The organism is Ruminococcus sp. MSJ-25, assembly GCF_018917825.1.
Taxonomy (GTDB): Bacteria; Bacillota; Clostridia; order Oscillospirales; family Ruminococcaceae; genus Hominimerdicola; species Hominimerdicola aceti.
This window is the reverse complement of sequence record NZ_JAHLPI010000008.1, coordinates 1-14,193: the sequence shown is the minus strand read 5'-3', so window position 1 is coordinate 14,193 and position 14,193 is coordinate 1. Positions and strand designations below refer to the sequence as shown.

11 protein-coding genes and 2 tRNA genes are annotated in these 14,193 nt (G+C 42.9%); 5 read left to right on the top strand and 8 right to left on the bottom strand.

From position 1 onward, the window contains the following. Positions 1–97: 97 nt before the first annotated feature. The 4 genes from KQH97_RS02160 to htpG all read right to left on the bottom strand — a co-directional run bounded on the left by KQH97_RS02160 (position 98) and on the right by htpG (position 5,696). The gene (locus tag KQH97_RS02160; RefSeq protein WP_022286557.1) at positions 98–355 is read right to left on the bottom strand and encodes an HPr family phosphocarrier protein; all 258 of its coding nucleotides are present in this window, start codon (positions 353–355) and stop codon (positions 98–100) included. 19 nt (positions 356–374) lie between these two features. Continuing rightward, complete coding sequence (locus tag KQH97_RS02155; RefSeq protein WP_216552435.1) at positions 375–2,528, bottom strand: PTS transporter subunit IIABC; 2,154 nt, start codon at positions 2,526–2,528, stop codon at positions 375–377. A gap of 108 nt (positions 2,529–2,636) precedes the next feature. After that, positions 2,637–3,473 (bottom strand): PRD domain-containing protein, encoded by an 837-nt coding sequence (locus tag KQH97_RS02150; protein WP_117904061.1) that lies wholly within the window; start codon positions 3,471–3,473, stop codon positions 2,637–2,639. Between the two features lie 333 nt (positions 3,474–3,806). Further along, positions 3,807–5,696: a molecular chaperone HtpG gene (gene htpG, locus KQH97_RS02145; RefSeq protein ID WP_117863136.1), complete on the bottom strand. Its 1,890-nt coding sequence runs from the start codon at positions 5,694–5,696 to the stop codon at positions 3,807–3,809. A gap of 252 nt (positions 5,697–5,948) precedes the next feature. On the opposite strand from htpG, the gene KQH97_RS02140 reads away from it, so the two are divergent. After that, positions 5,949–6,974 (top strand): CPBP family intramembrane glutamic endopeptidase, encoded by a 1,026-nt coding sequence (locus KQH97_RS02140; RefSeq protein WP_216552433.1) that lies wholly within the window; start codon positions 5,949–5,951, stop codon positions 6,972–6,974. 75 nt (positions 6,975–7,049) lie between these two features. On the opposite strand, the gene proS is transcribed toward KQH97_RS02140, so the two are convergent. The 4 genes from proS to ppk1 form a co-directional block, all read right to left on the bottom strand. Continuing rightward, positions 7,050–8,492 carry a proline--tRNA ligase gene (proS, locus tag KQH97_RS02135; protein WP_038670602.1) on the bottom strand — a complete coding sequence of 481 codons (1,443 nt, stop codon included), beginning with the start codon at positions 8,490–8,492 and terminating at the stop codon, positions 7,050–7,052. A 25-nt stretch (positions 8,493–8,517) separates the two neighbouring features. After that, positions 8,518–8,910, bottom strand: a complete 393-nt coding sequence (locus KQH97_RS02130) for a hypothetical protein (RefSeq protein WP_253286341.1) — start codon at positions 8,908–8,910, stop codon at positions 8,518–8,520. 94 nt (positions 8,911–9,004) lie between these two features. Further along, a complete protein-coding gene (locus tag KQH97_RS02125) occupies positions 9,005–9,919 on the bottom strand; it encodes a CorA family divalent cation transporter (RefSeq protein WP_216552431.1) in 915 nt (304 codons plus the stop codon). Beyond that, on the bottom strand, positions 9,916–11,976 hold the full coding sequence (ppk1, locus tag KQH97_RS02120) for a polyphosphate kinase 1 (protein WP_216552429.1): 2,061 nt from the start codon (positions 11,974–11,976) through the stop codon (positions 9,916–9,918). The genes KQH97_RS02125 and ppk1 overlap by 4 nt, the downstream gene beginning before the upstream one ends. Before the next feature lie 301 nt (positions 11,977–12,277). On the opposite strand from ppk1, the gene KQH97_RS02115 reads away from it, so the two are divergent. The 4 genes from KQH97_RS02115 (at position 12,278) to KQH97_RS02100 (ending at position 14,084) form a co-directional block, all read left to right on the top strand. Next, positions 12,278–12,354 (top strand) — tRNA-Met (locus KQH97_RS02115). Positions 12,355–12,375: 21 nt separating this feature from the next. After that, positions 12,376–12,450, top strand: a tRNA-Glu gene (locus KQH97_RS02110). A gap of 376 nt (positions 12,451–12,826) precedes the next feature. Next, complete coding sequence (locus tag KQH97_RS02105) at positions 12,827–13,660, top strand: DUF6329 domain-containing protein (RefSeq protein ID WP_117938562.1); 834 nt, start codon at positions 12,827–12,829, stop codon at positions 13,658–13,660. Positions 13,661–13,745: 85 nt separating this feature from the next. Next, positions 13,746–14,084 (top strand): transposase, encoded by a 339-nt coding sequence (locus KQH97_RS02100; protein ID WP_216552414.1) that lies wholly within the window; start codon positions 13,746–13,748, stop codon positions 14,082–14,084. The last annotated feature ends 109 nt before the right edge of the window (positions 14,085–14,193 follow it).

Below are 14,193 nucleotides of genomic sequence, written 5' to 3'. Positions count from 1 at the left end.
TTCACGCTGTTTCCAGCCGATGGGACGCTCCTGCGAACACTCCGCAGAAACGTCCCGTCGGCTGGACGGCTTTTACCGCCCAGCTGACAGATAATAATTAGAGTGTTTCCTCAAAAAATGCCTTGAGTGCTTCAGAAGCCTTGTCCTCGTCTGCACCCTCGCAGGTAACAGTAACAGTATCGCCCTGCTTAACGCCAAGGCCCATAAGAGCCATAAGCTTTGTGATGTTCACGCTCTTTCCGCCCTTTTCGATAGTGCAAACGCTCTCGAACTCCTTTGCTTTCTTTGCAAGAAGTCCAGCCGGTCTTGCGTGGATACCAACTTCGTCTGTGATTGTGTAGCTAAATGTTTTCATGATGAATACCTCCAAATAATTATTTTATCTTCAAGATCATATCTCCTGCCGAAACGCTGTTTTGTGCGACAGGTTCAACAGACGCATAATCGTCCGTGTTGCCAATTATGATAGGTGTTGTCACCTTATAGCCTGCGGCTTTTATCTTATCCATATCAAAGCTTATGAGCAGGTCGCCTTTTTTAACTTCCTGACCGTCGCTGACATGAGCTTCAAAATACTGTCCGCCAAGCTTTACAGTGTCGATACCGATATGGAGAAGTATCTCCACTCCATCGTCCGATACCATATTTACGGCATGCTTTGTGTCAAAAACGCTGTCTATCTTTCCGTCGCATGGAGCGTAAAGCTTGCCCTCTGACGGCTCAACGGCTGCACCCTCGCCCAATATCTTTTGTGAGAACACCTCGTCCTCAACGTCCTCAAGCTTAACGGCAGTGCCGTTCATGTGGGAGTAAAGCGTTATTGTCTTGCCGTTAGTTTCTGTGTTTTCTGCACCCTCGGTCTGCGGTTTTTCTTCTATTTTATCAGAAGCTTCCTCAGTGCCGATAATGCTGTCAGGGTCATCGCTGTATGGCGAATCTATAAAATCCTCAAGATCTGATTTTATAACTGAGACCTTTGGTCCGTAAATGACCTGAACGCCGTTGCCCTTGTGGATAACGCCTGAAGCACCGCTGGCTTTGAGCATATCGTCCATGACCTTTGAGGCATCATTTACTGTAACTCTAAGTCTTGTTGCACAGCAGTCAACATCTGAAAGGTTATCTTTACCCCCAAGACCTTTGAGTATTATTGCGCTTACAACGTCTGAAGCCCTCTTGTCTGTGCTCTTTACCTTTGCCGCCTTAGCCTCGTTCACGTCACTTCTGCGATAAAGCTTAGGTTCAACGTCATCAGGTTCTCTGCCAGGTGTTTTAAGATTCATCTTTGTTATCATAAAGTAGAACACAAAGTAGTAAACTACCGCATAGATAAGCCCCACAACAACTATCCATATCCAGTGGGTCTTTGCGTTGCCCTGCAAAATTCCGAAGAGGGTCATATCTATAAGACCGCCTGAGAACGTCATTCCAACGCCAACGTTAAGAATGTGCATAAGCATATAGGAAAGTCCTGCCAATACACAGTGAACAGCGTACATAAGAGGAGCAACGAACAGGAATGTGAACTCCAAAGGCTCTGTGATACCTGTTATCATTGAAGTAAGAGCCGCTGACAGAAGCAAGCTTCCTACTCTCTTTTTCTTTTCAGGACGAGCAGTTTTGTACATTGCAAATGCTGCAGCAGGAAGACCAAATATCATGAACGGGAACTTTCCTGCCATAAATCTTGTTGCCGATACTGAGAAAACTTCTGTTGACTTTGAAGCAAGCTCTGCAAAGAAAATGTTCTGTGCGCCTGCTACCATGTTGCCGTCTATCATCATCGAGCCGCCAAGCTCTGTCTGCCAGAAAGGCATATAGAAAACGTGATGAAGTCCGAATGGGATAAGAGCACGTTCAAGTATTCCATATATCCATGTGCCTGCATAGCCTGAGTTGAGAACGAGCACGCCAAGCTTTGATATACCAAGCTGTACTATAGGCCACAGATAGAACATTATGATACCAACGATAAGGTATGTGACAGTTGAAACGATAGGAACAAATCTTGTTCCGCCGAAGAATGAGAGCACCTGCGGAAGTTCTGTTTTATAGAACTTGTTGTGCAGTGCCGCAACGCCAAGTCCTACAAGGATACCGCCGAAAACGCCCATTTGCAGCGTGGTGATACCAAGCACTGACGTTGTGGAGTTTTCTGCCATTGCCTCAACGCCGCCCTTTGCGGTGATAAGTGCGCTGATAGTGGTGTTCATTACGATATAGGCGATAGCACCCGAAAGGGCTGCGACTTCTTTTTCCTTCTTTGCCATTCCGATAGCAACGCCCATTGCAAACAGAAGCGCAAGGTTATCGAAAACGGCGCTTCCCGTTTTGCTCATTATGTCGAGTATAGTGTAAAGCACACCGCCCTCATAGATGAATTTGCCAAGATGATAGGTTTCGATAGTTGTGGCGTTGGTGAAAGAGCTGCCTATTCCAAGAAGCAGACCCGCCACCGGCAGCAGTGCGATAGGGAGCATGAACGAGCGTCCCACACGCTGCAATACGCCGAAAATTTTATCCTTCATAACAATAATATCCTCCATGATCAATTTATCTCAGCTGAATTATCATTATGGTACCGTTAATGATAATACCGCAGCGAATACATTATATATAAGCTGTGGCAATAATGCCTATCCGCTTATTTTCTTCAGATGAATCGAAAGAGTTATCATTTCATCTTCCGATATAGTTTTAGCATAATTCTTCAAAATATGATCCTGCATATGCTTTGCACATTTATACTGCTTTTTGAATTTCTTTTTTATGATATCAGCGAACTCCTCGTCCCTGCTGAGAACATTAGGAAGCTCCTGAGATTTGAAGAGTCTTTTCGCAAGATATTTTAAATGCACAAGAAATCTTTCATATGCCACTGACGTTTTATTTATCTTTCCTGACAGACAAGCGTCCGCTATCTCAGCACAGCCGTTCACCATTTTAGTAATATCCTGTATCTGTCCCATTTTTGTGCCGAGCCTTGCGTTTATGATGTGCATTGCGATAAAGCCCGCTTCATCACCCCTCAGCTCAACGCCCAAACGCTGATATATCTCCGCCACGCAATATCTTCCAAGAGCCAGTTCCTTCGGGAAGCAGTCGCTTATGGCGTCCATAAGCGGGTTTTCAAATTCAAGTCCCTGCTTTTTTCTTTCAATGGCAAATGAGATGTGGTCTGAAAGTGTTATTATGAGCGACTCGTTTAGCCGTCCGTCGATATGTGAAGAAATATAGTCCACAAGATCTGCCGTAAGCTTTATATGCTCATATGGTATCTCGGTCAGGCACTCGATAAGCCTTTTTCTAAGCTCTGAGTCTGTGACAAGATACATTTTCTGTATTTTATCCTTGTCAGGCTCATCACCATATTTTTTCCCAAAGCCTATCCCCTTGCCTGAGATTATCTGCTCTTTTCCTTTATCGTCTATAACGCTTACGGTGTTATTATTTATCACCTTGATTATTTTCATTAAAAATCCCCCTATAAAATCAAAAAAACCAACCTTAATACGAACCCATACAATATGTCCGTACAAAGTTGGTCATGCCCAGTCTATAAACGAAAGGTAACACTCCAATAAAAGATGTTATGTATCAATTTCACTATAATTATATTAACACACCCATATTTATTTGTCAACAGCATACATAAAATTTGTTTTTCAAATCTGTTTTTTTAACAAATAAACTCATTTTGTTTTGTATAAAACCTACAATTATCAGCTTGAAAAGCACAAAAAGCCGTGGAAACACTGCTGTTCCCACGGCTTTCGGTATGTTAAGAGAGTATCTGTATAGCTTTATTACTTTGTCATAAGCTCGCAAACAAGGTTTGCAAACTCAACAGGGTTGTCGATAGACATACCCTCAATAAGCAAAGCCTGATCGTAAAGAAGCTTTGCATAGTCTTTCAGCTTGTCCTTATCGTTAGCATAGAGGTCTTTCAGCTTCTCAAAGATAGGGTGGTTTGGATTTATCTCCAGTGCCTTTTCAGCCTTTACCTTGTTGCCGTCATTCTGAGGCATAGCGTTGAGGACCTTCTCCATTTCGATAGTTATGCTGCCGTCTGATGAAAGGCAAACAGGGTGAGTTTTCAGTTTCTTTGAAAGACGAACTGTCTTTACCTTGTCGGCGATAGCCTCCTGCATGAAAGTGAACATATCCTTGTTCTCTTCGTCAAGCTTTTTAGCCTCTTCCTTTTCTTCCTCTGTGTCAAGGTCGAGATCAGCGTCGCTTATAGACTTGAACGGCTTGCCGTCATAGTTTATCATCACCTTGATAGCGAACTCGTCAACGTCCTGTGTGAAGTAAAGAACTTCATAGCCCTTATCCTTGATCTTTTCAAGCTGAGGGAGCATTTCGATCCTTTCCTTTGTTTCGCCGCAAGCATAGTAGATCTCTTTCTGATCTTCTTTCATTCTTGAAACATACTCTTTGAGTGTAACGTTCTTGCCGTCAAATGAGGACGGGAACATAAGAAGGTCTTTCAGAGTTTCGTTTGCAGCGCCGTATGACTGATAGATACCGAACTTGAACTGAAGTCCGAATACGCTGTAGAACTTCTCGTACTTCTCACGGTCGTTCTTCAGAAGCTTTGCAAGCTCGTTCTTTATGGACTTTTCAAGGTTCTTTGCGATTATCTTGAGCTGTCTGTCCTGCTGTAAAAGCTCACGGGAGATGTTCAGCGAGAGATCCTCAGAGTCAACAACGCCCTTTACAAAGCTGAACCAATCAGGGAGCAGGTCTGCACACTTTTCCATTATCATTACACCGCTTGAATAAAGCTGGAGTCCCTTTTCATAGTCCTTTGAGTAATAATCAAAAGGCGCACGGGCAGGTATATAAAGCAGTGCGTCATATGTTGCAACGCCCTCGTTCTTTGAATGGATATGTGCAACAGGTGGCTCATAGTCACCGAACTTCTCCATATAGAAGTTGTTGTAATCCTCGTCCTTTAGCTCGCTCTTGTTCTTCTTCCAGATAGGGGTCATGCTGTTAAGAGTTTCGATAGCCTTGTGTACCTCAGGCTCTTTGCCCTCCTCATTATAATGAGTATGCTCGACTTCCATTCTGATAGGGAATCTGATGTAGTCAGAATATTTCTTTACAAGTGACTGTATCTGATACTGATCAAGATATGTTGAATACTTCTCGTCATCAGTATCGTCCTTGAGTTTCAGTGTGATAGTTGTACCGACGCCGTCAGGCTTGTCACACTCTTCTATTGTGTAGCCCTCAACACCGTCAGATGTCCACTTATAAGCCTGATCGCTGCCAAAAGCCTTTGTTACAACGGTAACTTCCTTTGCTACCATAAAAGTAGAATAGAAGCCTACACCGAACTGACCGATGATATCAACATCGTCCCCAAGGTCATTGTCTTTCTTGAAAGCGAACGAGCCTGAGTTTGCGATAGTACCAAGGTTGTTTTCAAGATCCTCCTCGGTCATACCGATGCCGTTATCAGAAACTGTAAGCGTTCTGTTTTCCTTGTCGATAGCGATATTGATAGCGAAGTCGCTCTTTTTCATTCCCACAGAAGTGTCTGTCAGGGACTTGAAATACAGCTTATCAATAGCGTCGCTTGCATTTGAGATTATCTCTCTGAGAAAAATCTCCTTATGAGTGTAGATCGAATTGATCATCATATCGAGCAGTCTTTTGGATTCTGCCTTAAATTCTTTTGTCTGCATAAAATCTCGACCTTTCCTTAATAATATTTTACTTTCTTTGAATACTGTTCCATATAATTAGCACTCTATCTATTTGAGTGCTAATTATATTATACAACAAGGTTGATAAAATGCAATAGTTATCACAAAATTTCTCTTATTTATTTACAAATCCATAACATTTCATCACATACCTGACAAAATACCATTTGCAAAAGCACCATGTTATGTGCTATAATATATAGATAAGACCGAACAAGGGAGGAATAATATTTGACTACCAAAAAGTCTGTTTCTCTGCTGACCCCTGAAAAACAGCAGGAAAAGAAACTTCTTACTATAGATTGCGTGAAAATTTCACTTCTGCTCATTTTATACAACCTGCTAAACAGGATATTCGCAGTGTTATTCTTTTACGTTGCATACACTTACCACTCAGGGAAATTCACTCTTAGCTACTCGGCAGTTCTCAGCTATCTGAAAAAGCAGACCGCTTTTATAAGCTCAACTACTTTTTCCATGACGGCAAATTTGTTTATCACGCTTATGAGTGTGCTTGTTTTTGGGATAGTTTTTGCTATACTTTTCCGAAAACGAGAATCAAGCTTCATAAAGCCGAAAAAAGGCACGGCAGTAAAAGGGTTAAAATGGTTTTCAGCCTGCTTTGTGATAAACATTCTGCTGTCACAGCTCACATCTATCCTCACGGGTATACTTGGTCAAAACGGAGTGACAGTTCCCACAAGCGATTTTTCCATTCATCAGCCCTCTGCCATTGCAGTAATAGTGCAGTTCTCATACGTTGTGATAATAGCCCCTATCGTGGAGGAATTTATCTATCGTGGAGCGATCCTCACGGCTCTAAGCCCATACGGAAGGGGTGCGGCGGTGCTTTTCTCGGCGCTTGCATTCGGACTTATGCACGGAAATATCCCTCAGGCGGCTTCGGCATTCGGCACAGGACTTGTTTACGCTATTATCGCCGCAAAGTGCGGCTCGATACTGCCAACAGTTATAATACACTGTCTAAACAATCTGCTTGCAAACTTCTCGTCCATATCTGATGCGATAGGGCTTGAACACTATGAAACTTTCATGAGCGTTGCTGAGATAGTCATAGGTCTGGTAGGCTTTATGGTGCTTTTCACAAGTCTTAAAAAGCTTATCATTGATGACAGCGAAAACGTGCTTACACCGAAAGAATGTCGCAGATACGTCTTTACAAACCCTGCCACTATAGTATATATGCTCTGCCTTATCATACCGATAGTAAAGAGTCTTGTCCAGGCAAACAGCTAAAAATCACAAACAAAAACGGGTGACTGCCAATAACAAATTGACAGCCACCCGATATTTTTTTATCCAAAAAGCCTATTAATAAGCCTTGCCCCAAAGCACCATATGCTTCGCAGGCTTTCCACAGCATACGCAGGTATCTGCTATCTCTTCCTGCTCGAACGGGATACATCTTGAACCTACTCCTGTGAGTTCCTTTACCTTATCCTCGCAAGCTTCATCGCCGCACCACATTGCCTTAACAAAGCCGTCGCCCTTTTCCTCAAGAGCCTTCGTTATCTCATCAAGTGTCTTGCAAACATAGGTACGTCTTTCTCTGTTTTCAAGTGCCTTCGCATAAAGACCATCATGAACAGCCTGAAGTCTTTCATTTACAGTTTCAACAAGCTCACCAAGCTTGCAGAATACCTTTTCTCTGTTGTGTCTTGTAACAAGCACACACTGATCGTTCTCAATATCCTTTGGACCAATTTCAAGTCTTACAGGAACGCCCTTCATCTCATACTGTGCAAACTTCCAGCCAGGTGACTGCTCTGAATCGTCGAGCTTAACTCTTATGCCTGCATTTTTAAGCGTGTTGTAAAGCTCGTTAGCCTTGTCAAGAACGCCCTCTTTGTGCTGTGCTATAGGTACGATAACTACCTGAACAGGTGCAACAGCAGGTGGCAGAACAAGTCCGTTATCGTCGCCGTGTGTCATTATAACTGCACCGATAAGCCTTGTCGTAACGCCCCATGATGTCTGGAATGGGTGTGCAAGCTTATTATCTCTTCCGGTATAAGTAATATCGAAAGCCTTTGCAAAGCCATCGCCAAAGTAATGCGAAGTGCCTGCCTGCAAAGCCTTGCCGTCGTGCATAAGAGCCTCGATAGCGTATGTTGCTTCTGCACCTGCGAACTTGTCGCTCTCTGTCTTTCTGCCCTTTACGACCGGCATAGCAAGCTGCTGCTCGCAGAAATCAGCGTATACGTTGAGCATTCTCTCTGTCTCCTCGATAGCCTCCTCAGGTGTCTCGTGGATAGTATGACCCTCCTGCCACAGGAACTCTCTTGAACGAAGAAATGGTCTTGTTGTTTTTTCCCAACGTACAACAGATACCCACTGATTGTAAAGCTTAGGAAGATCTCTGTAGGAATGGACTATATTAGCATAATGCTCGCAGAAAAGCGTTTCAGACGTTGGTCTTACGCAAAGTCTGTCTTCAAGCTTTTCACTTCCGCCGTATGTTACCCAAGCTACCTCAGGTGCAAAGCCCTCAACGTGGTCTTTCTCCTTCTGAAGCAGGCTCTCAGGGATAAACATAGGCATACAAACATTTTCATGACCAAGCTCCTTGAACTTTGTGTCAAGTATATGTTGGATATTCTCCCATATTGCGTAGCCGTAAGGTCTTATTACCATACAGCCTTTTACGCTTGTGTATGAAACAAGCTCAGCCTTCATACATATATCAGTATACCACTTTGCGAAATCCTCGTCCATGGAGGTTATCGCGTCAACCATTTTCTTATCCTTAGCCATTTATAAAACCTCTTTCTTATATCATTCAGGCATTGTCATTATTCTTGTTGCCGTCGTCTTTTTTAACAGCTTCACTGCTGACATTCTTCTTTTTCTTTTTAAAATTAAGAGCATAGATATCCTCGTTATATATCTTGTAGTTGGGATCCCAGCCGTCAATGTGGGACTTATCAAATATGCCCTGTACCTTATAGTTCTCAGGATCATTCCCTGTATTCTCACCGTCCACCCTTTCGGGATCGTCCTTTTCGGCAAGCTCAGGGTGACGTTTTTCAATAAATCGTGCTATTTTTGGAGTGATAAGGCAGGCAATGACGATAAAGGTCATTATTACGACACAGCCTGCTGCCAGCTTCAACAGCAATAGCAGTAATTCTTTATTCAGACAAGTCACCTCTTTTCGCAAATATAAAATCATTATAGCACAATTATTATCCAAATTCAAGAGGTGAAATATGAATTTACCGCCATTTCTGACCTTTAGCACGAAAAAAGGCGGAACAAAGTCCGCCTTAAAGCATTTTCTTTCGTTTGAAAAAGATTATACACACTATCACTACTATTATACTAAGGGCTATAACACCCGGATACCCCTCTTTGAGTTCGGGCATATTCTGAAAGTTCATGCCATACCAGCCCGTGATAAGGGTCAGAGGGAAAAATATAGTGGATATGACCGTAAGAAACTCCATATTCTTGTTCTGCTGAGCATTGACATGGGACTGATAAGCGTCTCGCACCTGCGTTGCATATTCAAGAAGATGTACGGTTCTGCCCATGAGCCTGTCGGCACGGTCTGAGATAGTGCCGAAATATTTTTTCTGCTTTTTCTCAAAGAAGCCGTTCTCGTCCTCTTCAAGCTCTCTGCCCAGATCCATTATTTCATCATAGTAGCTTCTCAAAATAAGAAGCTCTTTTCTGATAGGCGTTATGGTTTCAAGAAAATCGTCCGTCTTGCCATCGTTTACGTTTTCCTCAAGCTCCATAAGCTTTTGCTCATGTTCCGCAAGAAGCTCGGTGTCACGGAGCATAAATTCACTGAAAAAATTGTAGATAAAATGCTCCCTGCTCTCTCCCTGATTATGCCTGCTTCTCTGTATGCGTTGGACTAACCTGAGTGAAAACTCCTCATCGTCTATTATCACCATATTTTTGTTGTCGATAAAAAACTGTATCCTGTGTCGGCTTCCCCTTATGTCAAGAAGCTTGGGGATAGAAAGCGTGCCTGCCAGACAGAAAGGCTGTGATTCTATCTTACAGAACACAACGTCACGCAGGGATATCACGCCCTCGTAGGTTATGTTCGCCGTTCTGAGGGTTTCCTCTGCGTGAGCAGAGTCGGTAATAAACACAGCCGAGCAAGTTTGTTCGCTTAGCTGTACCGGTGTTATTTCTTCAAGTGAACCCTTCAGGGCAAATATTGTCATTTATCCTCGACCTCCGCCTTTGAAGCTCTTTCATAGGCAAGGTCATAGAAAAGTTCCTGAGAATTGAGTGGCTCCTTGCCGTCTGAAACAAGGGTATATTCCCCGTCAGAATCAAGCTCTCTTGCCTGACAATTATCTGCAAGCATTTTGTCGAACATCATGCTTATCTGAGCCTTGATATCCTCGTCAAGAATAGGTGCAGCGACCTCAACACGTCTGAGGGTGTTTCTTGTCATAAAGTCTGCGGAAGCAATATATATCTTTCTTTCCTCGCCCTTGCCAAACATATAGATACGGGAATGCTCAAGAAAACGTCCTACAATGCTTATTATCCTGATGTTGTCGGTTTCGCCCTCAACGCCTGGGATAAGACAGCATATGCCTCTTACCACAAGGTCTATCTTAACGCCTGCTCTTGAAGCTTCGATAAATCTGTCGATTATCTTCTTATCAGTGAGAGAATTTATCTTCACGCCAATATAGCCCTCTCCACCTGACTGTGCTATGGCTATCTGCTCGTCTATCATATCGAGCACCTTGTTTTGCAGACAATTCGGTGCAACAAGAAGCTTGTCAACGCTCTTTACAGTATCGTCAGAAGCAAGAGCATTGAACACGTCTATAGCGTCCTTTGCGATGTCCTTATTGCAGGTCATAACAGACAGGTCGGTATAAAGTCTTGAAGTTTTCTCGTTGTAGTTTCCAGTGCCTATCTGAGTATAATACTCGGTCTTTGTGCCTGAACGCTTTGTGATAAGGCAAAGCTTTGAATGTACCTTATAGCCCTCCAGACCATAGATAACAGTACAGCCAGCCTTTTCAAGTCGGCGTGACCACTCGATATTATTTTCCTCATCAAATCTCGCCTTAAGCTCCACCAATACAAGAACGTCCTTGCCGTTCTCTGCGGCTTCACAAAGGGCTTCGACCACCTCACTGTGCTTTGCCACACGATACAATGTCATTTTTATAGACACAACATTTTTATCGTCAGCCGCCTCACGGAGCATATTGATAAAAGGCTTTATGCTATCAAAAGGATAAGAAAGCAGTCTGTCTTTCTTTTTTATCTGCGGCAGGATCGGCTTGTTATCGTCAAAGGCAGTAAACCTCTGCGGAACTCTCTTTTTATAGAAAAGCTCGGTTTTCTGTCTGAGTATATCCTGTATCTGGAACAGGAATGACAGATCAAGAGGAGTGCTGTTTCTGAAAACAGATTTTTTATTCACTTCAAGCTGTTTGCAGAGCAGGTCAACGATATTGTTATCAAGCTGCCTTGAAAGCTCCAGTCTGACAGGTGCAAGACGTTTTCTTTTCTTTATAAGGTCAGCCATGAACTCACGGTAATCAAGATCTTCGTCGTAAAGTGCGTCAGCGTCGATGTCAGCATTCCTTGTAACTCTTATAAGTGACTTTGACTTGACGGTGTAGCCCTTGAAAATTTTAGGTACATAGTGGAGGATAAGCTCTTCAGAAAGCATATACTTGCCTGTTGAACCGACCTTTATAAGGCGTGGGAAGACCTCGCTTCCGCAGGAGATAACGCCCAGCTTCTCCTTGGAATTTTTGCTTTCAAGGACAACTGCGGCATAGATATCCTTATTTTTCAAAAACGGGAAAGGCTGTCTTTTGCCCACCACCATAGGTGAAAGCAGCGGTGCTATCTGATTAATAAAATACTGTTCCAACTGAGAATTTTCCTCCGCTGTAAGCTTGGAAAAATCAACAAGAGCAACGCCCTGCCCGGCTATTTTCTTCATAAGGTCAGCGTAGATCTTATTTTTACGCTCGTTAAGCTCGCCCACTCTAGCGATAACGGCTTTGAGCTGTTCCTTAGCGGTCATATTTGTTTTATTTTCCCTGCTGTCTGGATCGACCTCCATCTGGTCAGTAAGCGAGCCTACACGAACCATGAAGAACTCGTCCAGATTGCTCTGATAGATAGAAGCAAAAGAAAGTCTTTCACAGAGTGGCACACACTCACGCTCAGCCTCCTCAAGGACTCTTTCATTAAATTTCAGCCATGACAGCTCTCTATTCATAAACACATTTTTCATTGTGCCATACTCCTTTTATTATGATATCAAAACACCTATACTTATTTAATATATTATATCACAAAACGGCAAATTGTTAAAGAGTTTTAAGCAAAATTCATGTAAAATATTCTTCTTTTATGCAGTATTGACCACATCGGCACAATCAAATTATGCAAAATGATAGATTTTCGTAAATTTGCAGGCAAAAATACTGTACAAAAAAGCAAAAATCAAAAATATCAATATTTTTTATGCAAAAAAGGTTGACAACGGGGCACAAATAGTGTATAATAATCAAGTCGCTATGAGAAACGCATATGGCGGTATAGCTCAGTTGGCTAGAGCACTTGGTTCATACCCAGGGTGTCACCGGTTCAAATCCAGTTACCGCTACCACATTTCTCATAGCGAAAAATCGGCCCGTTGGTCAAGAGGTTAAGACGCCGCCCTTTCACGGCGGAATCATGGGTTCAATTCCCGTACGGGTCACCATACTTGTGCAATGAAATAGATGCACACCTCGAAAAGCTCGTATTTACGAGCTTTTTTTGCGTTTTGAGGGCAAAAATTTCAGTTGTAAAACCGTAGATGCTTTTCAGCTGAAAAGAGGTTTGAACCCTCAACAATTAAACATCGTCAAACAAATCGGCAAACTTGAGCATATTTTGCTCTAAGCCTGCCGATTTGTATATAAAAAAACTTTCACAAAGTTTTCAATACAAATTTATTGGATCTGCCGATTTTGTTGGTATCTCTCAAAACAGAGAAACCAATAGGATCGGCTTTTTTCATTTCTAAGGAAAGGCGTGATACCCATGTGGCAGATATACTATTAAAAAGAAAACTCAAAATGAAAGAAGGAATGTCCATGAATGAAAAACTTATAATCAACACAAATCTACTCCGAAAGGAATCGGAGTTCAGAACAAAATCTTGCGTGGTGGAGAAAGCGGTAGCGGTTTCTCATGACGAATTTGATAATCTGAAAAGCCATCCACTGCGTGACAACGATCTGATTACAGAGCATTCGGAAATGATGTTCTGCGACAGCAATGATAATTATCATTGTCTGCTGATCTATGATAAGGAACAGGGCGATGGTCTGCTGATCGAATCTGAGGGGTCATCTTACGCTCGGTATGCCCAGTATGTACCGAATGCAAAACTGCTGTATGAAAATCATATGCAGACGCATTTGCAGGAATTAAAGTTCTGCTGTCCCCTTGAAATCAACAGAGAGCCGGAATGTTGGAATGATGAGTATGAGGAAATCTCGTCCTATGAGGCTTCTGTTTATGAATCGGAGATAAACCGATTTATTGAAGATTTTACAATGCCCGAGGAGAAAGAACGGGGGCTCATGAACTGGTATGACAAGGGCAATTCAGTCGACGAAAAGGTACGCTCGGCATTTATGTCGGTCGAGGGGCGTGACGGAGAGCTTGTCGGAGTTATCACGGCTAAGATTTACGGTCAGCTTACGGAGGAAGAACTTGAAGAATTCCGCTTGTACTGCGAGGGACAACTTTCAGACGGCGTTGGGGAGTCTCTTGAACAGCGGCCTATAAAAACTCCCGACGGCGATATTTATGTCAGCTTCTGGAATTCAGATGAAAGCTGGAGCTTGCAGACGGAGGATGAAATGAACGAAGGTCAATCTGAGGATATGACCGAAGAACCCGATATGGGGATGACAATGTGAGGTACGCATGATATAATCCTGTATAATAAAACTTGACACATACAAAACAATCAAAGTATAATAAAAACAAAGGAGTGTGTCATCAATGGGAACAGGAAAACAATATGATGAAGAGTTTAAAAAGCAGGCAATAAAGCTCGCAAAGGAGGTTGGCACCAAGGCAGCAGCAGATGAGCTGTGCATCCCCAAAGGGACGCTTGGGACGTGGGTGCAAAAGGCACGGATCGGAGAAATAGACACAGGTGCAGGCTCACGTACACCGGGAGAGTCACTTACTATAGCACAGCAGCTTCAGGCAGCAAACAAACGGATCAAAGAGCTTGAAAAGAAAAACCGTGAGCTTGAAGAGCTTAATGAATTTCTGGAGGAAGCATCTGCTTTTTTCGCCGCGAACCGTCGGAAGTCAGGAAAGAAGAACGGTTAAAGTTCATTTCCAAAAAGACTGATGACGGTAGGATCACAGGAAGGATCAGTTTTTACTGCAAGGCTTTGGAGGTCACAAGACAAGCATTTTACGATCATCTCAGCCATAA